Raw genomic sequence first — 24910 nt, 5'->3', positions numbered from 1 at the left:
TATTAACTATCCAACACTCTTATACCTAACTGTCTTCTTCTTCGTCTCACTTAAAAGATCCTTTATATCATTTCCAGATGGATTTTGGAACACCTTAAGTTCAAATTCATGCACGACCGCTAATAAATGGTCAAATATATCTGATTGAATAGATTCATACACGTCCCATTTGATGTCATTTGTAAAGGCATAAATTTCAATGGGCAATCCATGCTCACTTGGAGGCAGCTGGCGAACCAATAATGTCATGTTCTGATTAATACCTGGATGATGTTTGAGATATTGGTTAATATATGTTCGAAATACTCCTATATTAGTAAGAGATCTTCCATTGACACGGTTTTCCTCGTACTTTTCAAACTTCGTATTGTAATCAGCGATTTCTTTTTCTGTATCAGTAATAACATCTTTTAGATAGTGTATCTGTTTATACTTCTCTAACATCGTCTCCGTACATAACGTGATACTGTTCGTGTCAATTAGAATAGAGCGCTTGATACGCCTTCCACCTGAACTCTCCATCCCTCTCCAGTTAATAAAAGAGTCGGAGATGAGAGCATAACTTGGCACGCTCGTAATCGTTTTATCAAAGTTTTGAACCGATACGGTATTTAATGATATATCTATTATGTTACCATTCGCACCATACTTAGGCATTTCAATCCAATCGCCAACCCGAACCATATCATTGGCTGCTAACTGGATGCCTGCCACAAGTCCTAGCAGAGAATCTCTAAACACTAACATGAGAACAGCTGAAAGAGCACCGATCCCACTCAAAAGGATAAGAGGATTCTCCCCCATCAGATTGGAGATTACTAGAATCCCTCCTAGAATCATCACAACGATGTTCACCACCTGAATATAACCCTTGATCGGTTTAATTTTTGATATGTCGTATGTTTGATAAATATCATTTACGGTTGTTAATAGAGCAGAAACCACCATTAACCCGACAACAAGAATATAGGTGACAGCTCCCTTCTCTATCACCATTTGATAGGCAGGTAAAGTAGCTGAAAAATAATACATGATAATCGCAGGCACGATATGGGATAGCTTATCAAACACCTTTCTCTTCAATACTATCGAAGCTCTTGGAAACTTACTTTGGGTGACGTAATGGGTGATAAGCCTGATTACCACCTTTTTTGAAAGTATATTGGCAATGATACATATGATTCCTATTAGCAACACCATAATGGAAAGAGCAAGATATTTGGCTATAGTCGGAGTTATGTCCCATCCGATTAATAAACTTTGTATAGCTTCCATCTCTTATCAGCCCCCTTCTATTTATCTCTAGACAATTTGACAAAAAAATAAGTAACGAATCATACTCGTCACTTGTCCCATTAACCTTTTCTTAAGTTATATGATGATAGTTGTCCAAATATAACCATGTGTGAGGAAAATTAGAGAGGGGCTTGTCGTTATTACCGTTCGGTCGTGAAATATTCGATCACATATTTCATGAGAGATTTAAATTGCGTATAAAAATCTCAGAGTTTGTGGCTCTGAGATTTTTCGCGAATGTGGATGTGTGAGTCGAAATTAGTTTCGTTTTCTCTCTAAATTTATAAGAGTTTAATCATTGTGGTATCATTTGTGCTACACACTCCAAATGTCACGAATGTTGCTCACAGATAGAATGGTGTAGTGGGGTTTACCGGCTAGAACTAGACTTTTATTCAAAAAGTTCCCTTTAAAAAGCAATTTTCTATTGAATAGTATCGGTGTACTGCGCAGCAAGGGGCATTGTTTAGTTAATAGGAGATGACCACAACCGAAAGCCCCCTTGTTCAACTATTAGATACCTTAGTACATGTTTTCAAAAAAAAGCCTAACTCATTAACTCCGTTTGTGTAGTAACAAGTACAAAAGTGGACCGAAAGAACCGAGTGTAAGTGTAATTAAAGCCCATGGCCAGAAAGAGCGATTCGTTTTCTTCGCATCATACCACATCCACACAAGCACTAAAATTAGCGCGATAAACAAATCGAAGAATACTTGCATGGAAGCATAATTGCTAAATGCCTGAGAAAAAATACCCAGAAAACCATGATGATAAACGGAAAGACCTGTCAAAATAGAAAATAATACGATCACTAAAACGAGTAAAGCTTTTGGTATTAGCATCACATTTGGGAATTTGTTACGATCCTTCGCATTATACTTTTTTCCATCCCTCTCACTTACCAACTCCATCATCCCTTTCGTAAAAGTGTAGCATTTGTTACACCTTTAATGTAGCGCTCGCTACACTTTTTGTCAATAAAAATGTAGCGAGCGCTACACCTGAAACGACTGAGAATTCACTTCATTATTGCTTCAATATAAAAATGTAGATTATACTACAGAAAAAGGCAGTAAGGAGTTTTATATGAAAAAAGGAGAAAAAAAAAGACATGAAATTATAGAAAAAACTGCTGACTATATTCTATTAAATGGTCTGCAAGCGGCTAGTCTACGTAACCTTGCAAAAGCAGCTGAAACAAGTGACAGAATGCTTCTTCATTATTTTAATGACAAAGCGGAATTACTTACGGCAGTTCTATCCTTTATTTCAAAAAGGCTGGTTCATATGCTGCACAATACAGAGATGGAGAAACTCTCATTCCAAAACCTAGTTCCCTATCTATATAAGTTGATGCAAGATCCCCAAGTACGTCCATATATGAAACTGTACATTGAATTAATTGCTGTTGCATCAAAGGGTAGTGACCCCTTCAACTCCGTAGCAAAGGAAATCTTGGATATCTTTTATGAATTTTACATAGAAGTAATTCAAGTGGAAGAAGGAGAAAATAAAGAACAAATGGCTGCTCTTGCCCTTGTTACAATTGAGGGCATTGCTCTTTTAGATGCACTGGGTGATGATGTACGTATAAAGAAAGCCATTGACGCAATTAATAGTGGATACTTTTAGAGGAAATACACTTAGAAGTGACCAAAGCAACCTCCTAATGTGGTTGCTTTTTATTCAATATAACTATTTCGTTAGTACAATCTTTCACAAAGTCTTCTAAAAATAAATATCCTTGCTGCGCAGTAAACAGTCTTATACGACAAAACGATCACCCTAAAAAAGTGATCGTTTATATAAATGGATATAGTTAAGAGTCTTCTTGTACTACTCAGCAAAAGAGCCAGTTAGAATCACGGGCGGTTCTTCAACATAAGCCTCCGTTCGCTAAAAATAATTCTTAGGTGTTCTTTCAATACTATTAGCACAAGAACCAAACCACCAGAGATTCCAACTTTCTTTTTTAATCTATCTCTACTTAGCTTTCCAATAAATTGACCTATAATTGGCTATCAAAAGGTTATAATGCCCATACATACTATTGAAAATAAAAGAGATACATCTAACTAACACCTACTGCTAAAGCATCTATACTTGTTGTTAAAGAAAGGTATATTTTGTCCCCAATTAACCAAATTTTCTTACTTAAATAGGTTGCCATGTGCTTATTGAGTGGGTCTCTGGATCCCATGTTGCATAAAACCCTTATAAGCAAGAAAAGACTTTACCTTACTGATAGTAAAGCCTCTTAGTTTACTATACTGCTTTTCATGAAAGATTTAATTTTTCAAAGCTTTGATCCTGAACTATAGGCTGCTTCGAATAAAAAGCCAGATAAAGAGCCGGTAAAACCGTTAATGTTATGAAAAGACATACCGCCATACCGGTAATCGTAACTAAACCAAAACTGGATAAACCTGGGTGATTAATGAATGTTAAGCTACCAAATCCAATAAAAGTAGTCACGGTAGTGATTACAATAGCTTTTCCTGTTGTTGACAATATATAGGGTATGCCTTGATCAGGAGACGTTTTAATACGGTGCAGTAAGTGTACTGCACTATCTACTCCGATACCTATAACAACAGGAAAAGCGATAATACTAAATATATTCAATTCTGCCCCAATAATAGGTAGTATTCCTAGTGTTAGATATATGGTAATAAGTAGAGAAATGGTGATAATTAGAGCATCTCGTACTGTTTTAAATAATAGAATGAGAATGACGAATAGCACTAAGATACTAACTAAGCTAATATTGATCATGTCTTTCTTTGCATATACGGTTACTTCATTCATGATTGCAGGCATTCCTACAGGACTTCTACCTGAATATTCCTCTACTAGACTCTTAATCTGTTCATAATTTTCTTTCTTCCAAATATTAGTTTCTGGAATAACCTCAACACTTAACTTTCCTTCTTTTCCAATAAAATTTCTTTTAATCCCCTCTGGTAAATCATGTATTTTAAGTACTTTTGTACTTAGCTTAAATTCATTTAAATTGATTTCAGAAGAGCGCTCCTTCAATATATCCATAATAACTTCAGGATGGTCACTTTGTAATCCTGCAATTAAAAACTCTATTTGGTCTATTATCTTAGGTTCAATATTTGTTAATCCTTTCACTCGATTTAGAGTAGTGATTAACTCTTCCGGAGATGGCGCTATTTGCGGATTAGCTTCTGTAGTTAAACTACTATTCCACTTTTGTATGACTGACAATTTATACGATTGATCTTCTGGCAAATAATCTAGAATCGATTGAACTTCTTTAACTTCTTCTCTATCTTTTAATTTGGAAACGGCATTTTGTAGTTCCGTAATATTATCAACCATGAATAATAAAGAGGTCGGATTATAGTCAAATTTCTCTTCAACCACTTCTATCCATTGTAAACTTTCCATATTTTCTGGATAAAGCATAGACATATCTGTTTCAATTTTTGAACTGTACACATTACTGATTACTAAAGCAACCAATATTCCGACAATAACTAAAACCCATCGACTTCTCTTCTCAACAACTTCCCCCACTCTGTTTAAAATAGCTAACCGATTTGATTTGAGATTCTTCTTAACCAGCTTTCCTTTGTTGTCTATAGCAACAATTGATGCTGGAATAATCAAAAGCATGGTTATGCCAAGTAACAGAATACCTACTCCCGATATAACCCCCATTTGTGTAAATGCTTTAAACTCTGCAAAGTAAAAGGTTATAAATACACTCGCTGTTGTAAAAGCACCCACAATAATTCCTGGCCCAGTTTTTTTAACAGCGAGGATAACGGCTTCTTTCACACTATGAGTATTCTTTTCTTCTAAATATCTTGATAAAATGTGCACTCCAAAATCTATACCTAATCCAAGTAGTATTACTGCAAAACTAATAGAAAACATGTTTAATTTTTTATACACCAAATAGGCAAAAGTCGTAGATAGCATTGCACCTAAAAGTAAGGGATATCCTGTGGCAAGTGGAAGAGTTATTCGTCTAAAGGAAAAGATCACGAAAACGATAATTAGAATAAAGGTCAGAAGGGCTGTTGATGTAAATCCTTGAAACATAGCCTCATCAGCTTCGTAGTCCTGCACGAATGCTCCTCCCGTAATTCCAACCTTGATAGCATAATCCCCCTCTTTCAACGTTTCTTCTATCGCTTTTTCTAAACTAGTAAAAAAGTTTGTACGAGCTTCAACTATATTATCCATGCTTAAACTAGGCTTAATCATCATTAGATACGTTGAATGATCTTCAGATACAATAAATTGACTTTTACTTGAAACATCTATGGAACTCCCCCACAAAAGAGTTAAAAAAAGGTCCTCTATTTTACTTTCTGGAAGTTTTTCATTAGTAAACATAAGTGTAGTAAATGAATCATAAAACGTAATTTTTTTCTTATCATCATCTAACTGATTGTACCGCTCTAAAAATAATTGGCTAAGTGAATGAAGATCTTTTTTACGTAAAAACTGCGATAACAAGCTATTAGGGTTATTTAATTCACTTTCTAACTCTTCATACAAGTCTTTATCCAAAAATAAATGACTATAATTTTCCAAGTCCTCTAAGTTAATCTTGTATAAAGCATTATGAACAGTTTTATCAGATTCAATCTTGTTATAAAGACTTTCTAAAAACTGTTCGCTATTGTAGGAGTTCCCCTGAACGACGACCATCACATTCTCTTGTGATTCAAAGTACTGCTCAAATTCTTTACTAGCTTGCAAACTAGCGCTTGACTCTGGCAGCATCCCTTCCATATTTGAGTCCATACCTAGATTTTTAGAAATCAATAGTGTCACAACGAATAAAATTAAACTTAAAATCAATATATGCTTATACTTTCTGATCGTTAAATTAGCCAGATATTGAAACATGTTTATCACCATCCATATCGCTAGTTAACAAGAATTTTTTTGATAATGACTTTTACTTCTTCCTTAATGACATCAATGTGATCGGGGTAGTTATATAGAAAAGCACTTTCAACCAATTCATGTATAATATGAGTAATGATTTTCGCATATAAATAGGGCTCTTTCGGTTGAATAAGTCCTCTCTTCATTGCGGCTTTCAACCATTGTTCGATTAAGTTAATTTGAAAGAACTCTTCCTCAATGCTTTTTGAAAAGTTCATCATCTCTAGGATATCTGCATCATGCAATAATTTAACGGTCTTAGGATCCTGTTCCATATGATGAACGAGTGAATCGATAATTAAATCAATGTCTTCTAGTTTTGGGTTCTCAAACTCTAACATACTTATAAAATACTTAAAAACATTCAACTCTTTCCTTACTATTTGATAGAGCACCTCTTCTTTCGCTTCAAAGTACAAGTAGAATGTTCCTTGTGCTACTTCTGCTGACTCTACAATTTCCCTGACTGTTGTCTTATCAAATCCTTTTCTATAAAAAAGTTCCTTGGCACATTCCATTAACTTATTTTTTGTTTCTTCACTTTTTTTCATTTTGTTTTTCATTACAACACCTTCTTCCAAAATATGACTAGTCATCATATTTTTATATTAGAGCGACATTGACTGTAAAACAATGTATAAATCTATTGAAATCGTCAGTTTTCAAAAAAAAAAAAAAAACAGCCTTTAACAGCTGAGTTTTTACTCTATATTAATAATGGCACACTTCGTGTTGTACTAACATGCTTCGTTACTTTCCGTAGTGCTTTCCATAAGAAGATGAAAAAACATATGTATAATTGTAGAAGAATTTCATTTTAAGAGACGTGCACTTTTATTTGGAGTGGCGGGCTTAATACTAAGAGTCAAAACATTTGAACTTCTCCGCTCATAATCATGCCCGGAGCCTCCAAGTAAAGTGACACCAATCTTCCTGTATCACATTCAGAAAGCTTAGATTATGTGCGTAAAAGTTTCTAAAGCACTACATTTAAGAAGCGAACAACTTCACAATATCAAAAATCTTAATAGTAAAACATACCAGAAGACATCAAATTTGCGCTTATATTCTCCACAATTATGGAAATAGGTGTTGCGCAGTAATCGTCTACTACACAATACAATAGTTAATCTGAATTTTTTTACAGAAGACTGAAAAAGGTGCCAGTCTTCCGCCAGGATAAAGTATTAAAGCGCGAGCAATTGCAAAAAAGATGCCCGTCCCCCGGCACAGCAATACGTTTACTATACCGAGGAGCACTTGGCACGCGAAAAATTTTATTTATCTCTCTACTTAACACCTTTGATTCTCTCATTTAGTAGCTTAAACACATGCTGTAGGTCCTCTTTTGGAACTTTTTCATACATGTCACCAACACTTACTTCGTAATAGCAACTATTTTCTGTTGCGTCTCTTAGATTCCCTGTTAAACCTATCCCTGTTTCCTCATAAATATTAAGCAATATAGTTTCAAGTTTATCCTTTGGTAATGCAAAATGAACATGAAACATATTAGATACAGGTTGTACAGGCTTGGTCATTGTAGCCTCACACGTATTAAACATTTGTGCAAATTCTTTCGCTTGTTGATAGTACTGCTCCATTTTATATATCCGTTGTTCAAAATAATAATCAGCACTAATGATATAAGGATACAGACTAATTAAGTCTCCGCCATAACGTCTCTTCCAGACCTTTGATTCCTTTGTAAACTCTTTATTTCCAGCAAGAATTGCTCCGGCAATGCCACCAATCCCTTTGTAAAATGAAATGTAGACACTATCAAAGAGTGAGCAAACCTCAGCAGCCGTCTTTTGATAATGTGGGAGGATTTCATATAGACGAGCACCATCTAAATGAAGCTTAATACCATTCTCACGACAATACTCCGAAATAGAAACAAGCGTTTTATAATCTGGTAGCTGTCCACCGATCTCACGTTGAGGCAATTCTAGTAATAAACAGGCAATGTCTTCTTTTAGATTCACTACGTCTTCTAGCTGAATAACACTCTCTTGATCTGCTAATAGGATGGCTTCTATATGATGCAGCTCTTTTAAGCCATCTTCTTCATGAAGCTCTAAGTGACTCGTTGGATGATAGGCAACCTTTTTATTCCCTTTTTGATCACACCAAATTCTAAGCGCAATTTGCTGTGCAATTGTGCCACTAGGGAAAAACACAGCAGACTCTTTCCCTAAATAGTTTGCCGCCTTATCTTGGAAACCTTCTATGACTTGACCTTGGCCATACAGGTCACTTGCTAACTGGTCATCGATACTTTCAAATGCTTCCTTTAGGACTTGGATATTTCTAGGTCCATGTCCATTAAGTTGGTATTTAGACTGTTTATATGCTTCTAATATGGATTGACTGTCACTCATTATATGACTCCTTTCATATAGTACTATCTTTTTCTATAAAACTTCGAGTTCTGTCTTCAAAAACTTAGAAAAGAGGCATCAGCTCTTTGCGATAAAGAATCAAAATGTAAAGAAAACTGGTCGTATTGATCGATGCACTTACTTACTCTGATCATCTTCTATAGCTTGTCTGTCAGTGAGCATCATTCTGTCTGCTATAAAGGTACCCTTTTTGAATTTTTTCTGGATTCAAATCCCACGTTATCTTTGTCTACTATCCATTTTCTATAAATAAAAATTATGGCGAGTGTTATCATACCTATTCCCAGCATCCCTACTTCAGGACCAAAACTTGAGTTCGGTAAACCCACCCAAAATGAAGGTCCTTTTATTTCTGTTGCAATAAAAATCGAATACTCTTTAGGCATACCTGTTAACCCAAAAAATTTATACAAAAAGAAATTCCAAGAAAAATGTAATCCTATAGGTATCCAAAGATTTTCACGTATATAATACGTTAATGCTAGTAGTATACCAGCTAAAGTATGGGATAGTGGCACAACGTAAATCGCCCAAGTACCATACGCACTAAATGTATGCAGTAATCCAAACACAATAGAAGAAACAAGAATGGCATACAGTCTTCCCTTTGATTTTTCAAGATTTTGCATGATATATCCCCTAATAAATATCTCTTCAACTATAGCGACACTCATTAAATTAAGAATTACAAAGTAGTAAGATTTAATAAGAGTAGAGCTTTCGTTAAAATTCCAAGCAAATCCTTCAATATGTATCCAATTAAACAAAACTTCTACTAAGAAAATCAGAAATATAATTAAAAAACCAACGCTAAAGCCTTTTGCAAAATTGAACATAGTACTTGAGTTCATATCGAAACCTATATCCTTAAGAGATTTCTTATCAAGTAGTCTTAGGGTAAGGCCTGTACCTAGTATAATAATTGCAACAGGAATTAATTGTTCAATTGTATATCCAATATATTTCAGACTATCATTTTTTATCAAAACACTTGTAAATATATTTAATGGAATGGAGATAATAAAGTATCCTATACTCAAAATGAGTAAATAAGAAACTATTCTTATTAGTACATTATTTGATGTAAACCTACTTATTGTATTTGTTTGCATAATGCCTCCTTGACTAATAATATTTTTTAATTAAACATAGCAAATGCAAGAATATCTCACTTATCCAGAAAGGTTTCCACTTCGTTCATCTCTAAATCCAATAATCTTGTCAAAAAACCTATATTTGCTTTTGAAACTGTTAACCAACGAATAAATATTACCATTTATTTCTTTATTTGGATAAGGCAGTAATGTGACATAAATTTTGCTCAACATTAGACCTTAAACAAAAAAACCGAATACTTATCTAAACTAACAGTGAATAGATAGGTGTTCGATAATCGTTGTCTTTTAGAAGCTGAATAGTAACTGACTACACAAAATTGGCAGTATGAGAACCGTCCCCATACTGCTTCACCACAGTACAGGTAACATCTACAAATATGTTACCTGTGCTTATCTCAAATCAATCCTTGATGTAATTTTTGCATAAATAATACAACTTTCCAATAGCAATATCTATTGGCAAAATGAAATTTTTTAATAAACTGGAACCTTCCTGTATCCATCCATCATAGTCTGGGGCTTCGTTTTTCTCATATGAATTAGCCGTAATATCAACTTCTGCTAATATCATACCTTCACCCTCTCGAATTTCCGACAAGACAAGACCTTCATTATTAACAATTTTGGAATACCCGCCAAGCTGATACGATTTTGGTGGGAGCATATTACCATAATACCGATCATAGAAGAAAATGGTCCTGTTTGATTAATGAAAATTGTCGGCACACCTAAGAGATTTGACACAAGTATAGGGAACTCTTCAATATTATTTTTTATTCGTCTTATATCTTCCTTTGAAATAATCTCCGTTTCATTTTTAGGAATCGGCAAAGCATGCGGCATAATCAATAGATTAATATTATTTTTTTGCATTGATTTTATAAATGATGAAAAATGGTTATCTGCACAAAGACCAATTCCAATTTTTCCATACTGCGTTTCGAAAACATGTGCACCACGGCCACGTCTGAATACATATGCTTCTGACTTATTTTTCTCAGCTCTAGCTAATTCAACCCCATTAGGTGCCATCATAAGATATCGATTACAATAATGCTTACCTACTTTTTCAAGATAACCGATTCCAATAGCAATGTGATATTTACGCGTCATTTCTATTATAAATCGATATGTAGGACCATTCTTTGTTTCAGCATACTTCCAAACAGAAGGATTGGGTACAAACCCACACGAATACAACTCAGGAAATAAAATGCATTGAGCGTCAGCTTCTTTAGCTGTTTGAATATACTTTTCTGCTTTTTTAAAATTCTCATCATATTCTCCCGGCATTCCATATGCTTGAATCGCAGCTATTTTGATTTTCTCCATTAATGGCACCTTCTCTGAAAGGAAAGTTAGTTTATTAGATAATACAAACACAACATCATACTGTCATTTAGAATTCTTTCATTCTATTCATCTGATTTTTCTTCCCTAAGTACATGCGACCTTCCAAGAAAAACAATTATAAATAATACCAGACCTGTGCCACCAAGTATAAACAGTACTGCTATATACCGAACATTTCCCTTTTTAAAATTTATACTGACAAGGTACTATGTTATAAATTATTTTTAACTTTATCTAACAACCATTAGAATTATGTACCTATCCCCCGCTAGGATAAAGTACCAGCGTGCTAGCAACACAGTTAGTTTTCCGCTTTACTTGATGAAAGCTTATTCGCTTCTTTAATTAATCTCACGTTTCCCATGTCCTTATAGGATACATCATAAAATCCTCCACGCCGGTACTATTTAATTTTTTAGATTATGTCCCTATTTTACCATTTATTTCTTAATCTAGATTAGTTGATCTAGAGCATGCCCGAATAATTTATCTAAAAACATAAATACCATAAACGTCATGTTGATGTGAAAATTGTTATATCATTAAATGTTAAAATTTTGTGACATTTTTATAAAGTATTACCAACTATTAGTACCAAGTGTTAAGTTTAACATTACTATCTGGATAACCTATTGATATAATATGGTGGTCACATAGTTCTAAAAAAAGAATGAAATGGGGTTTTCTCTTGAATTTTCCACAGTTAAAAATAGGTCATATTGTACCAAAGGTTCCGATTATGCAAGGTGGGATGGGAGTAGGTATTTCTTTAAGTGGACTTGCCTCTGCTGTCGCAAACGCTGGGGGGATTGGAACCATTTCTGGAACAGGTATTACTGTTGAAGAAATGAGATTACACATTAGAAAAGCAAAGGAAAGTATAAAAGATATGGGCTATATTGGAGCAAATGTACTTTTTGCAATGAATGACTTTGCTGAAAAAATGAAAGTAGCGATTGAAGAAAAAGTTGATTTTATTATATCCGGTGCCGGCATTTCAAGAGATATGTATGCATGGGGCAAACAAGCTGGGATTCCTGTCATCTCCATTGTCTCTTCAGCAAAACTGGCTAAGTTATCTGAACGTCTAGGTGCATCTGCTATAGTAGTAGAAGGGCATGAAGCGGGTGGACATTTAGGTACAGAAAGACCTCTGTTCGACATTTTACCAGAAGTGGTTTCGGCCGTTACTATACCTGTTATCGCTGCTGGAGGAATTTTAACAGGAAGAGATGTACGTCAAGCCATACAAATAGGAGCATCTGGTGTACAGATGGGGACAAGGTTTGTTGCGAGTGAAGAGTGTGATGCACCGCTATCCTTTAAAGAAAAATATGTACACGCAAAGAAGGAAGACACTATTTTAGTTAAAACAACTGTTGGTCTCCAAGGTCGTGCTATTAAGAACCATTTTACTGACCTGATTTCAGACGATAATAGGGTAAAAATTAAAAAGTGCCATGATTGCTTAAAAAATTGCTCCTATCGATTTTGTACACTAGATTCTTTATTTACATCAATGAATGGAGATTGTGAAAATGGACTTGTTTTCGCTGGAGCAAGAGTGGCTGAAATTAAAGACATTCTTCCCGTCCAAACAATCATAAACAACGTAATGAAAGAATATGAAAATTGTATTTAGTTTAATTCTTTGCCTGTCACCCGCTAGGATAAAGTACCAAAGTGCTAGCAACGGAAAGGTCAAACATGTGCAGTGTCAATAGATAGTCGTTATTCGGTCTTTATCTTTTAAAGACTGAATAACGACTGATTCACAAATATGGCAGTATGAGAACCGTCCCCATACTGCCGTAGTTTATATTGCGTTCAGGATTGCATCAACAGTGGCTTTGGCGTCACCAAAGCACATGCTTGTATTTTCTTTAAAAAACAGTGGGTTTTGTACACCAGCATATCCAACTGCCATTGACCGTTTAAGCACGACAACATTTCTTGCCTTCCATACTTCTAAAACTGGCATGCCAGCGATGGGACCAGTTGGGTCCTCTTGTGCAGCAGGGTTGACTGTGTCATTGGCGCCAATAACTAGTACTGTGTCGGTTTCCGGCAAGTCTTCGTTGATTTCATCCATTTCTAACACAATGTCATATGGTACATTGGCTTCTGCTAATAGAACATTCATGTGACCAGGTAGACGACCGGCAACTGGATGGATAGCGAAACGAACATTGATCCCCTGTTCACGTAGCTTTTTAGTCATTTCAGCTATCGGGTATTGTGCTTGCGCAACAGCCATGCCATACCCTGGCGTAATAACAACAGAGCTAGATTGTTTTAACATGTCCGCTACATCTTCTGCACTTATTTCACGATGCTCTCCTTCTTCCCCTTCAGCACTAGCACTGCCACCTTGATCCCCGAATCCACCTGCTATAACAGAAATGAATGAACGGTTCATACCTTTACACATTACATACGATAAAATCCAACCAGACGAACCTACTAAAGCTCCTGTAATAATTAATAAGTCATTCGACAACATAAATCCAGTTGCAGCAGCTGCCCAGCCAGATAGAGAGTTTAGCATCGAGATGACAACTGGCATATCTGCTCCACCAATGGACATAACCATTTGCCATCCAATAAATAAGGCGATGGCTGTCATGATACTAAGATAAATCAGGGCGTATAAAGTTCCTCCATCGATAATAAATAAAAACATGAACACAACAGATGCTGCGAGTAGCAGCCCATTTAGTGTTCCCTTGAGTGGATACGAAAGAGGTTTTGATTTAATCATGCCATTTAGTTTTCCAAATGCGACAATCGATCCTGTGAAGGTGATCGCACCAATAAAAACACCAAGATATATTTCTGTCAGTTCAATATTCAAATGCACATCACGAGCTGGGTGATGTGTGAATATTTCTATAAAACTATTAAAACCAACTAATACGGCAGCTAGCCCTACAAAGCTGTGTAAAGCTGCGATTAGCTCTGGCATTTCAGTCATTTTAACTCTTCTTGCTAAAATAGTTCCAATAACAGCCCCAATTCCTACAGCCACCAAAATATAGATCCAAGCTTCTAAAGTTAAATCTATACTCAAGACCGTAGCGACTATCGCAATCGTCATTCCCAACATGCCGTACACGTTCCCATTTCTAGCAGTTTCTTGTTTAGACAGACCAGCCAAGCTAAGAATAAATAGGATACCTGCAATGATATATGCTACCGTAACTAACCCTTGAGACATTCCTTACACCCCCTGATCCTTTCTAAACATCTTTAACATGCGATGGGTTACCGTAAAGCCACCAAATATATTAATAGATGCTATTAAAATACCAATAAAAGCAAGTATCTTCACTGCCAATATTGAACTATTAATCTGCAGTAACGCTCCTACCACGATAATGCCTGAAACTGCATTCGTAACGGACATGAGTGGTGTATGTAGGGCATGGGTTACTTTCCAAATCACGTAATACCCAACCACAATGGCGAGCGCAAATACCGTGAAGTGTGATAAAAACTCGGGAGGCGATACTTGCCCCATCCACCCGAATAAAAGAATCGCCGCTATACCAAATCCATACTTCAGTCCAGAAAGGTTTCTTGGCTCTTTTGTTTCCGTCTTAGGATGCTGCACTTCTTTTTTCACAGGTGCAGCTGATACACTAATCTCCGGTGGTGGAAACGTGATTTGTCCATTGCGAGTAACCGTCATATTCCGCAAAATCACGTCATCGAAATCAATATGAATGTTTCCATCTTTTTCTTTACAAAGTAATTTAGTTAGATTGACCAGGTTGGTTGCATACATATCTGAAGCTTGTGCTGGCATTCGACCTGGTAAATCTGTATACCCAATAATTTTCACTCCGGATGCAGTGACAACTAATTCACCAGGAACGGTATATTCACAATTCCCGCCTGTAGAAGCTGCCAAATCCACAATAACGGACCCAGGCTTCATGCTATCAACCATTTCTTTTGTGATAAGCTTAGGTGCAGGTCTGCCACGAATAAGTGCCGTCGTAATAATGATGTCTACTTCTTTCGCTTGCGCGGCAAACAGTTCCATTTCTGCTCTCACAAATGCCTCGGACATTTCTTTTGCATAACCGGATGCAGTCGAGCCATCCTCATCTAGATCTAGTTTTAAAAACTCGCCACCCATAGATTCGATTTGTTCTGCTACTTCAGAACGCGTATCAAATGCTCGCACGATGGCACCTAGTGATTTACCAGCTCCAATGGCTGCTAATCCTGCTACGCCAGCACCAATGACTAATATTTTGGCAGGTGGTACTTTTCCAGCTGCTGTAATCTGTCCATTAAGAAAACGTCCGAAAGCATGGGTTGCCTCCATAACAGCTCTATATCCTCCGATATTTGCCATGGAAGATAAAACATCCACAGACTGCGCACGGGAAATCCTTGGTACCATATCCATTGCTAACACATTTATATTCTTTTCGTTGAGGCGTTCCATTAACTTTTTGTTCTGTGCTGGTTCTATTAAACTGACTAAGGTGGTGCCTTTTTTCATTCTTGCTACTTCTTCCTCATTTGGCGGGTTTATTTTGTAGATGACGTCTGATTGCCAAACTTTCTCGGCATTAAGGCAGCTCGCTCCGGCATTTGTATACTGTTCATCGGTAAAGCTAGCCCTTTCACCAGCACCAGATTCTACCGCAACCTCAAAGCCTAGCTTCTTTAATTGCTCGACAGTTTTAGGAATGGCAGCAACTCGCGTTTCACCAGTTAGACTTTCCTTTGGTATGCCTATTCTCATTCTAATTCTCCTTCCTATTTATATCTTTTGTATGCAAATCTTCTAAAAATATTAATTGCAAGTATTTCTTTGATGTTATGTTCATATGCTTCTGGCAAATCAGCATATCACATCCTATTTTTAACATTTTAATTATAAAATGGTTATAAACTAAGTATATGTGATTTCCATCCATACTCATATGTATATTTTATGTCAAGTGTAAAACGGGTGCCTGTTCCTTGCTAGGATAAAGCAAGAATGTGTTAATACGTGCAGACAGTTAACTCTGATAAGGTGCCAACTTTTTTCACCTCTCCAAAGCATCTATTTGTACAAGATATCTCTATGATAGTTTCGTAAAAAGATGTGTATATGGGATTAAATTTTTTCATATCACACCATTCAGACCCGCTATGATCCTGATTGGGAGTTTAGCACCAAAAATCTACTTCTTTAATTTTTCGATCTCACCTTTTAACGCAAATGAATGAAAGTACACACTTGACTACAATCAAATCTTTATAACACAACAAAAAACCGAACAAACATCTAAACAAGCGCTTGATTAGATAGTTGTTCGGTGAAAGTAGCATTCAATAAAATGTAAAGGAAAGCTGTCTACTTGCCTCCTATTGATTAGCACTGAGTAATACATCATCAGTAATCTCTGCAATGCGGTCAACATTGTTTGCATAAATAAAGTGAGTACCTTCTAGTATTTCGTATTTTGCGTGCTGACCAATACGTTCAAGATGTTGGTATTGATATTCCTGAGGTGTCATTTTAAATTGCTTATTGGGAGTTTCATAGGTTTTTTTGGAAATTACTTTGAAATATGGGACAGATTCAGGAAATGGTACGTTCATAGTTTCTTTAATAAAGTTAGGTGTACTTGCCATCTGTTCTAACACAGTATCATTCATTGAAAAGCCTGCAATAGTAATCATGTCCTTTATTTCTTTTTCTGTATAACCATAGGATAGCAATTTCTCTTTGTTTGTCGTTAAAGGCGCTAGGATCGAAAGAGTGCCTGTAGTTTGTTGAAATTTAGCAACTTTAAGTATAGATTTAACAAAAGTGGGCATTTCTCCTCCATAAAACGCAGTAGAAGTGCCATCAAGAGAAATTATGGCTTCTATCTCTTCGGGGTATTTTGAAGCATAATATTCACTATACACACTTGATATGGAGTGCGGCATTAGAACATACGGTGCTTTAAAGCCAGCCTTGTTAAGTGCCGTTCTTATTTCTTCAACATAATTTTCACTAGTACGTGGTCTTGATGTTTCACTACTGAAGCCTACACCAAAATACTCAATGCTAACAGCTGTATATTTTTCACTAAGTTTACGCATGAGCGGCGCAAAATCAGCAGAGGGAAGTCCCACCCCCATACCAGGAAGTAATACAATTGTTTTCTCACCACTTCCCATTGAATAAACATGCATTTGCCCGTCATTAACGTCAACAAGCTGACCATTCGGCTTTATTTGATCGAACTTACCTTTGAAATATGTCGCATGTAACGTCCCACCAATTAACATAAAAGCCGCAATAACTGCAACTATCATTCCAAAGAACATCATAATTTTTTTCCCTCTTTTCTTTTTAGGTTTGATCTGGTTTTTTTGAAATAAGGTATTCATCATGTTCCCCCCTATTAATCTTTCTCCACAGGTGCCGAAATAATTGAAATATCTCTGGCTTTTCTTCCTTCAGTTGATTCATAGTTGTAGTACTTTGAAATAAGTTGGCGCAGTTCCTCAGTAAACTGGTCGAACTCCCCATCACTCATCATCAACACAGTATTGTTTAGAAAAATTTTGTCTTTTGCAGGATTAGGATTTTGGTCATTAAAATATTTGTGAAACTTAGCATATTGACTCATGAGAAACCCAAAGGCATTTTGGGTAGCATTCTCAATGGTGTTGTGCTTTGAAATTTCTGAGATATTTAAAGCAAGTGTTCTTTCAAGACTCCCCCTAATTTTTTTTTCTGACATAACAGACAAAATATTGTTATCGATTAGAATATTGACATGACGGTACATCGTTGTACGTGGTACATCACTGATTCTTTCACAGAGCTCATTCGTAGTCATAGTTTGTTGCGTAGCCATTTCCTGAATAATTCTCATTCGAACAGGATTTAACAGTATCTCATTTATATTTTTCATAACTACCACCTTTTAGTTCCACTTGAGATTATAATACCATAATTGGAATTAATAAAGGGAAAATTCACCATTTATATGTATTTATGTAAATTATTAGACAAATTTAACATAGACGTTATAAAGTCGTGTTCCTTGTATCTTTCACTCTCCATTACAAAGAAACCCACAGCTGCAAAAGCTATGGGTTTCTTTCAGTAAATGATTACTCTGATATAGTAAATATTTTTTCAATCGAGGACATCCTTGTTTTATTTTTATACGCCTTGGGGCGTTTTAGTAGAAATGATTCGTAATTTGATATGTTGGTTTGCCCTTCCATTGATCAAGTAACTATAAACACTGATAATCTTTAAATCTGAAAACATCATTTCATGAGTATATACCTTACTTGTAGATTCCGCTTGAAGCGATTCATCTACTTCTCTGCCACCAGCACATATGTTAGCGGAATTCCTTTGTGGTCCAGATGTACGAACTGGGCTGACTCATCTTTAGCGAATTCTCTCAGCTTTTTCAAACTAAGCTCGTTTACACTTAATGCGTTAAAAATGTCTGCGAATGTATGTGAATAGCTATAGAACGTTTTGGACTGGTACTTGTCTCCACTCATATAGCCCATGCCGGTGTTTTCCACCCATGGATCTTTTTTAAAATAAGAATACGTGAGCTTATTCGGCACATTTGGGTCGTACAGTTCCTCACCAGTAGTCGCTAACATATTCGTAACAGGGTGTATTTCATGCATAAGCACTTTACCTTTTTCTTTTAGACAAAGAGATACTTTTTTAAAAAATGCCGATAAATCTTCAAACCACGTGATGGCTCCCACTGTGATGACGATATAATCAAAATAGCCATGGTACGTTTCATCAATCTCGAGAATATTCGCTTGCACAAAGGAACAATTATATCCAACCTGCTGTGCCACATCATTTGCAGCTTTCACCATATTAGCGGCAATGTCAAATCCTACGCCTTCTGCCGCCCCAAATTGCATAATCGATAGTAGCTCTCTTCCATTATTACAGCAAAATTGCCCGACCGTTTTATTGGTAAAATCAATTTGTTGCAACTCCTCCACAAATTCCGGTTTCAAATAAGGGTATTTTTCTTGCTGCAAACGTGTAGTAATGTCCTTTCCCCATCCATCAGCCTTTTTCTCAAATGCTTCTTCCCATGCTTCTTTGTTAGATGTTATGTAGTCCATCCTGAACACTCCCTCCTTTATTTCGCTTCTCAGCGAAGTGAATAGACAAATACCATATTCTATCCTTGTTATCTGTCAACCGCTGTGCGCTATATTGAATAATCGCTCAAGGTAGCACCTTCTTAATACTTCACCACTAGTATAAACTCTCTGCCATCTTTCTTTTTAACGAATTGTGAACATTTTGTTATTTTTTCCTGAAAAATGGGTGCCTGTCCCTTGCTAGGATTAAGTATTAAAGTGCTATTAAAGATAACAGAAAAATGCACATTTAGCTGTCGAAGAAGATTGCTCTCATGAAGCACTTTCCACTTCTTTCGCGCTCTGACAGCTCCCCTCAGAACGCATTAAGCAACTTTCTCACCTCGTTCGTTTGCATCCTGACGATTCCTCTCAAAGGTCGTCTGTTAAAAAAGAAAAAGTTCTGAGCAGAAGATCTACTCAGAACTCAAAGATTATTTCAATTGACTACCGTCAATATATACTTTAATTCGATCAATCTGACCATCACGATTGAAAATAGTTTGACTCGTTTCACGGTCTAACGTATCCACATCTTCAAACATACTTTCTGTACCATCTGTATAACAAACGATGATTTTCTTTTTGTCGTCTAGATAATAGATAACCGGAACGGCACAGAATGTGAATCCTAAGGTATTCTCATCTAACTGGATTGTTACTGTATCTGTAGCATTACTATTCTTAGGTAGGGACCAAACTTTCGTCTCTTTTAAAAACTCAGACTTTGCTAGTAGCTCCGGTTTAAAACGAACACAACCATTCTCTACCTTCACCCCTAACTCGCCTAGTCTAGAGATAAAGTCTTCTTTAACCTGTCCGGTCATACCTGGTTGTTGAACACCTGCAAAGCTTGGCGTATGGGAATAAGCATCTGTTGGGAATGCACCGTATTGTTCCGGTGATTTTTCTAATCCTATTCCTGCCTTAATAGTTTCATACTCATTCATAAGCACTGTAGCTTCTTCATCCATACCCTTTTCGCAATAGATATCATTAAAGTTCTCTTGTGTCGCCAAGACTAGCTTTGATACCATGTGCCAATAGATACTGCCTAAACCTTCATACTTATAAAAAGTACCGGAACGTCCTGTAAAAGCATGATGGTCAAAAAGATTTGTGAAGATTTCTTCAACGATTTTGATATCCTCATCGCTATACTCATTTGTGTCTTTTAGAGCTTCTCGAATCTCTTCACCGTTTCTGAATCGACCGTTAAAATGGTACTTCCCATTCACATCTTTTTCAATAAATCGAGTGCGGTTCTTACTCAGCTCTGTTTTTAACACAGTTGATGACATAACTTGTTCATCAGGAATTACATTTTTCTCTAAGAACTTTGGCAATTCACGATTCGGATAGAGCATATAGCTGTTTTGGTCTTCGCGATACATAGAACTATTTCTAAGTGCCTCCAAGACATTAATAGTTTCTTTTCCATCTAACGCTTTTGAACTTAGAACAGCAACCTGGCCTTCTAACATCTCATAAAGATTTGATATGCTACAGTTGTTTTCCTTATCAAATCGGATGAGATTGTAAGAGTGGTATAGACCGTCTTCTCGTTTATTCTTTTTAATGGAATCTTTTAAATGGGTCATTGAAACTTCAATAAATTCGTTAAGAGAGTCTATAGACAGTGCTGCCTTTTCCCCTACAAAGCCATTGTCGTATATAGAATTTCTATACGTTTCTCCAATCTTCCCTAATGCTTTTACAATATTAAAACGAGTGTCATCGGACATTTCACTACCAAGATATTGTTTACTATCCTTCAATACCGCCATTGTATCATTAAACATCTGAAGCACTTCAACCGAAACCTCAATGGAATCCTCTTTCATGTCCGTAACTATTTGACTCATAAAAGCTTGGAAACGATGCATATAATACAGGGTAACCATGGACAAGCCATTCCCAACAAGAGCGTTGTTAGCATCGTTCCACTCTGGACGCTGCGTATTCATCCAAATACCACCCTCAGGCACATAGTTAGAGAACTTAGCAAGTAGAGTAACCAAGAGTTTTTCCATTAAGTTAACTTTGTAGATACCGTCCTTGCCCCAAACTAACTTACCATCAGAACCAAGACTTGCCGTTTTGTTCTCAATACGCTGTTCACGCTCATCATCATACAAAATACTGTTTCTTGGATCGGCTACTAATGCATCAAACCCTTTAATTCTATAAGGTACATTCGCATATACAAAAATGTCTTTTTGAAGAAGCCCCAATACCTTTTCAGGATTATAAGCCTTGGATAATTCCATTAGCTTTAAAAGATAGATGATTTGATGATCTCCCCAATATCCAATATTCGACCATGGATCTTCAGGGTCAAGCGTCTCCCAGTCAATTCCGTCTTTCGTAATTCGATATGGGTTATAGCCGTCTGCTGTTGATGCATTTACGAATTTAGCAATGATACTCTCGGTAAATGCAGGATAGGAGATGGATAAAGCTTCCCAATTTTGAAAGATATCACGCCAATTCCCTTCAAACTTCAAATCCTTGCTTCCATCTTCTTTGGTAATCTCAATATTAAATTTATTCCACGGACGACTTGGGTCTCCGTGTCGTCTACTGAATGTAAGTGGTAGGTATTCAAATACTAATCGTTCAAAATCCTTACAGTTACGCTCTGCTACCAAAGCCATCAGTTCATTATAGTTAATTGTTTCAGGCAATTGGCTCATAAAATCAAGTTGTTTCGTATATACTTCTTTGTTCCAATTACCTACAAATGCTATGAAATCATCTCTGTCAATCTGATAGCCATCTGCGTATATACCACCACGCATAATATTGTAAAGGGTGTTTGAAAAGTGCCTATAGCCCGCCTTCTCATCAGCCGTAAACTGGAATCCGTCTGCATCAAATACAAGCTTTTTAAGATTGTAATCCCCTTTTGAAACATCCGCTTCTACCTCTTCAAGAATCAGTGGATTTTCTATAACCTCTTTAATAAGTTTCTCAACTTTTGAAGCACTTTGGTTTAGTTCAGCTACTATATACCAATTTTTTGATTCACTACCTCTAAGGTGAATAGAATCTGCAACATAGTAAGAACCTCTTCTACCCTTAATATCAACTTCCGTTTGAATCTCTTCGTTTTGAGAGAAAGCTTTGATCTGTTGTTCGGACAACAGGTAGTCCGGATTCTCAAGTCCCTTTGACCAAACCGTCGTTACTTTCAATGATTCACTTGGCTCCGCTTTATCTGTTAAAATTGAACTAAGCGTGTAGATACCAAGTCCCGCTTTCTCCACTAACTCACATCGTTTATATCCATCAACAAGTGTGCTTTTTGTAGTTTGCAAAAGCGTATTGACACCATAAGGTAGTATGTTACGAATACCGTCTAAGACTCTAATCTCTACTTCCTTTTCCGCCAGGTTAACCATTCTTGATTCTTTAATGAATCCAAATGAATCACTGCTCTTCCACGTATAGGTATAACTAACCTCCAGGTCATGGTTAATCTCCTCAAACATAATCTTATTACCTATCGTGTTTTTATATAAATTTCTTGTAATCTTATATACATTGCTATTATGAGTTGAGAAAGGTTTCCACAAAAATTTCTTGTCATCTTTCGTGACGATTAGTAGGGTATGTGATCCGGTTGTCTCAATACTGTCATGGATTTTATCATCTGTATCATATGGAAATAATGCTGACTCTGCATTTTTACGACCACAAGTCAGTCCGCCAGTACTTGATATGAACATCCAATGGTCAACATCACTTACCACTGTCATAAAGAATGGATTCATTTGATTGTAGTTTTCAATCTTGAAAAAAATATCCTCATTCATAGTTACCGTTTCTAAGGAAACCGGTTTCGTTAGAGGGTGTAAAGATGCATTTCCAAAGTATACATTGGGTATATTTTTCATTATATTGTTCCTTTCTATATCAATTTTTGAATTTATCTAGTCCCTAGTTTATTATATAGTGCTGTGGTTAAGAGTACAATCACCTTCAAAATATATACACAAAATTTAGCTTGTAGGCCCCATATAAAATAAGTTGCTTAATTGAATCATGCAGGGCTTTCACTTGGATTAAGAAAGATGCCCTACCATAAAGTACCATGTTCGTGATATGATAGATTTGCTTTTTTTTTCACTTGTGCTTTTATGATTATTAACAAAAGAAGGGAACTTATTCATGACAGAAACACTTTTAATTAATTTTCTTTTTTTTCTTTTTCCTGTCTTAACTTACCTGATATTTTTTGAAAATAAAGTTCAGCCAACTAAATATAAATTTTATATATCTTTTTTAACAGCCATCATAATGGTTCTTTGCATGACCTTTCCTATTGAATTAGAGATAGGTTTTATTTTTGATTTACGATATGTACCTTTTATTCTTGCAGCCCTATTCGGTGGCTATAAAATTGCATTGCCACTTTGGTTCGTCCTAAACCTTTATCGATTTTATATTGGTGGAGACGGAGTTATACCCTCACTGATTTTCTCCACTATTGTATTTTTAGTTGTACCACTATGCACGAATGCATTCTTGAAGTTAAACTCTCAAAAGCGCATATTAATGGCTTCTGCTATTTCCTTTATAGCCATGGCTTCTTATCTTACACATATTAGTACCTATTATAATGAGCTAAACCAGCATTTTTGGATGATTGTTCTTAATGTAATTGGCATTCATGTTAGTAGCACAGCTATTATAATGATTTTAATTCAAAAAATTATTTATAATGTCAAGACACGCGAAAAATTTAATGATGCCGAACGACTGAATGTCATCAGTGAACTGGCTGCCAGTATTACCCATGAAATTCGTAATCCTTTAACTGTTACAAACGGGTTTCTCCAGCTTATTAATGAATCTAAAAATATTTCCGAAGCTGAAAGAAGTTATGTTGATTTTTCTTTAACCGAATTACGACGAGCTGAGAAAATTGTAAGTGATTTTCTATCCCTTGCCAAACCGCAAGCTGAGAACATGATCTATTCTAACCTTCGAGAAGAAGTGGAGTATGTTGAGAACATTATGATGCCCTATGCTACGCTCCATCAAGTTGAGCTTAAGCTACAGTTTGAAAACACATTAAATATAAAATACGATAAAAACCAAATCCAACAATGCTTAATTAATCTATATAAAAACGGGATTGAAGCAATGAAAAACGGTGGCACCCTTTACGTTCATGTGTTTGAGAAAAAGGATAACATCATAATTAAAATTCAAGATCACGGCATTGGAATGACACAAGAAGAGATGACTCGGATCGGCAAGCCCTACTACTCAACAAAAGATGAAGGCACAGGACTTGGCATGCTTACAGTATTCAACACCATCCATAGATTAAAGGGGAAAATCGATTTAACAAGCGAAAAGGGAAAAGGAACAACTTTCCTCATTAGCATTCCTTATAACACATAATGGTTTTTAGTATCTCAGTTACAGACGGCAGCTTGGGGACGGTTCTCATGCTGCCAATAAAAAAAGCCTGTCCCCTGCTAGGATAAAGTGACAACGAGCCGGCAGGGGCCATTTGAGTACGTGGAAGTATGTGGGCGGATCTCATACTGCCGACTTAAACGCTAGCTACACAATTTACTTCGCCATTATGAATTCTGTTGCAACCGGTACATTACTGATGTAAACGATTTTATAGTAGG

At 36.2% G+C, this 24910-nt stretch carries 17 protein-coding genes; 3 read left to right on the top strand and 14 right to left on the bottom strand.

All coding sequences use genetic code 11. The features are described from left to right. Positions 1 to 6: 6 nt before the first annotated feature. Together EJF36_RS03965 and EJF36_RS03960 are read right to left on the bottom strand one after the other, a co-directional pair. A complete protein-coding gene (locus EJF36_RS03965; protein ID WP_125905096.1) occupies positions 7 to 1275 on the bottom strand; it encodes a mechanosensitive ion channel family protein in 1269 nt (422 codons plus the stop codon). A 576-nt stretch (positions 1276 to 1851) separates the two neighbouring features. After that, the gene (locus EJF36_RS03960; protein WP_260471822.1) at positions 1852 to 2202 is read right to left on the bottom strand and encodes a DUF2834 domain-containing protein; all 351 of its coding nucleotides are present in this window, start codon (positions 2200 to 2202) and stop codon (positions 1852 to 1854) included. A gap of 181 nt (positions 2203 to 2383) precedes the next feature. Between EJF36_RS03960 and EJF36_RS03955 the strand changes: the two genes are divergently transcribed. Continuing rightward, entirely contained in the window at positions 2384 to 2929 is a 546-nt protein-coding gene (locus EJF36_RS03955; RefSeq protein ID WP_125905095.1) for a TetR/AcrR family transcriptional regulator, read from the top strand. A 645-nt stretch (positions 2930 to 3574) separates the two neighbouring features. Here EJF36_RS03955 and EJF36_RS03950 read toward each other — a convergent pair. From EJF36_RS03950 to EJF36_RS03930, 6 genes are all read right to left on the bottom strand, one after another. Continuing rightward, the gene (locus EJF36_RS03950) at positions 3575 to 6190 is read right to left on the bottom strand and encodes an efflux RND transporter permease subunit (RefSeq protein WP_185806808.1); all 2616 of its coding nucleotides are present in this window, start codon (positions 6188 to 6190) and stop codon (positions 3575 to 3577) included. 20 nt (positions 6191 to 6210) lie between these two features. Further along, positions 6211 to 6795, bottom strand: a complete 585-nt coding sequence (locus EJF36_RS03945; protein WP_185806807.1) for a TetR/AcrR family transcriptional regulator — start codon at positions 6793 to 6795, stop codon at positions 6211 to 6213. Between the two features lie 726 nt (positions 6796 to 7521). Then, a complete protein-coding gene (locus tag EJF36_RS03940) occupies positions 7522 to 8616 on the bottom strand; it encodes a threonine aldolase family protein (RefSeq protein WP_125905092.1) in 1095 nt (364 codons plus the stop codon). 194 nt (positions 8617 to 8810) lie between these two features. After that, positions 8811 to 9749, bottom strand: a complete 939-nt coding sequence (locus EJF36_RS03935; protein WP_125905091.1) for a CPBP family intramembrane glutamic endopeptidase — start codon at positions 9747 to 9749, stop codon at positions 8811 to 8813. Positions 9750 to 10155: 406 nt separating this feature from the next. Continuing rightward, complete coding sequence (locus tag EJF36_RS21410; RefSeq protein WP_185806806.1) at positions 10156 to 10326, bottom strand: hypothetical protein; 171 nt, start codon at positions 10324 to 10326, stop codon at positions 10156 to 10158. Further along, entirely contained in the window at positions 10323 to 11087 is a 765-nt protein-coding gene (locus EJF36_RS03930) for a carbon-nitrogen hydrolase family protein (protein WP_125905090.1), read from the bottom strand. The genes EJF36_RS21410 and EJF36_RS03930 overlap by 4 nt, the downstream gene beginning before the upstream one ends. A gap of 691 nt (positions 11088 to 11778) precedes the next feature. On the opposite strand from EJF36_RS03930, the gene EJF36_RS03925 reads away from it, so the two are divergent. Beyond that, on the top strand, positions 11779 to 12750 hold the full coding sequence (locus tag EJF36_RS03925) for an NAD(P)H-dependent flavin oxidoreductase (RefSeq protein WP_185806805.1): 972 nt from the start codon (positions 11779 to 11781) through the stop codon (positions 12748 to 12750). Positions 12751 to 12924: 174 nt separating this feature from the next. On the opposite strand, the gene pntB is transcribed toward EJF36_RS03925, so the two are convergent. The 6 genes from pntB to EJF36_RS03895 form a co-directional block, all read right to left on the bottom strand. Beyond that, positions 12925 to 14325 carry a Re/Si-specific NAD(P)(+) transhydrogenase subunit beta gene (gene pntB / locus EJF36_RS03920; protein WP_125905088.1) on the bottom strand — a complete coding sequence of 467 codons (1401 nt, stop codon included), beginning with the start codon at positions 14323 to 14325 and terminating at the stop codon, positions 12925 to 12927. Between the two features lie 3 nt (positions 14326 to 14328). Beyond that, positions 14329 to 15870 carry a Re/Si-specific NAD(P)(+) transhydrogenase subunit alpha gene (locus EJF36_RS03915; protein WP_125905087.1) on the bottom strand — a complete coding sequence of 514 codons (1542 nt, stop codon included), beginning with the start codon at positions 15868 to 15870 and terminating at the stop codon, positions 14329 to 14331. Between the two features lie 611 nt (positions 15871 to 16481). Further along, the gene (locus tag EJF36_RS03910) at positions 16482 to 17501 is read right to left on the bottom strand and encodes an alpha/beta fold hydrolase (protein ID WP_221760715.1); all 1020 of its coding nucleotides are present in this window, start codon (positions 17499 to 17501) and stop codon (positions 16482 to 16484) included. An 11-nt stretch (positions 17502 to 17512) separates the two neighbouring features. Next, the gene (locus EJF36_RS03905) at positions 17513 to 18028 is read right to left on the bottom strand and encodes a helix-turn-helix domain-containing protein (RefSeq protein WP_125905086.1); all 516 of its coding nucleotides are present in this window, start codon (positions 18026 to 18028) and stop codon (positions 17513 to 17515) included. 415 nt (positions 18029 to 18443) lie between these two features. Then, positions 18444 to 19235: a class I SAM-dependent methyltransferase gene (locus tag EJF36_RS03900; RefSeq protein ID WP_125905085.1), complete on the bottom strand. Its 792-nt coding sequence runs from the start codon at positions 19233 to 19235 to the stop codon at positions 18444 to 18446. A gap of 455 nt (positions 19236 to 19690) precedes the next feature. After that, on the bottom strand, positions 19691 to 23155 hold the full coding sequence (locus EJF36_RS03895) for a hypothetical protein (RefSeq protein WP_125905084.1): 3465 nt from the start codon (positions 23153 to 23155) through the stop codon (positions 19691 to 19693). A gap of 274 nt (positions 23156 to 23429) precedes the next feature. Between EJF36_RS03895 and EJF36_RS03890 the strand changes: the two genes are divergently transcribed. Then, positions 23430 to 24671 carry an ATP-binding protein gene (locus tag EJF36_RS03890; protein ID WP_125905083.1) on the top strand — a complete coding sequence of 414 codons (1242 nt, stop codon included), beginning with the start codon at positions 23430 to 23432 and terminating at the stop codon, positions 24669 to 24671. The last annotated feature ends 239 nt before the right edge of the window (positions 24672 to 24910 follow it).

This window comes from Bacillus sp. HMF5848 (assembly GCF_003944835.1).
In the GTDB taxonomy this organism is placed as follows: domain Bacteria; phylum Bacillota; class Bacilli; order Bacillales; family HMF5848; genus HMF5848.
This window is presented reverse-complemented; position numbering and strand designations above follow the sequence as displayed.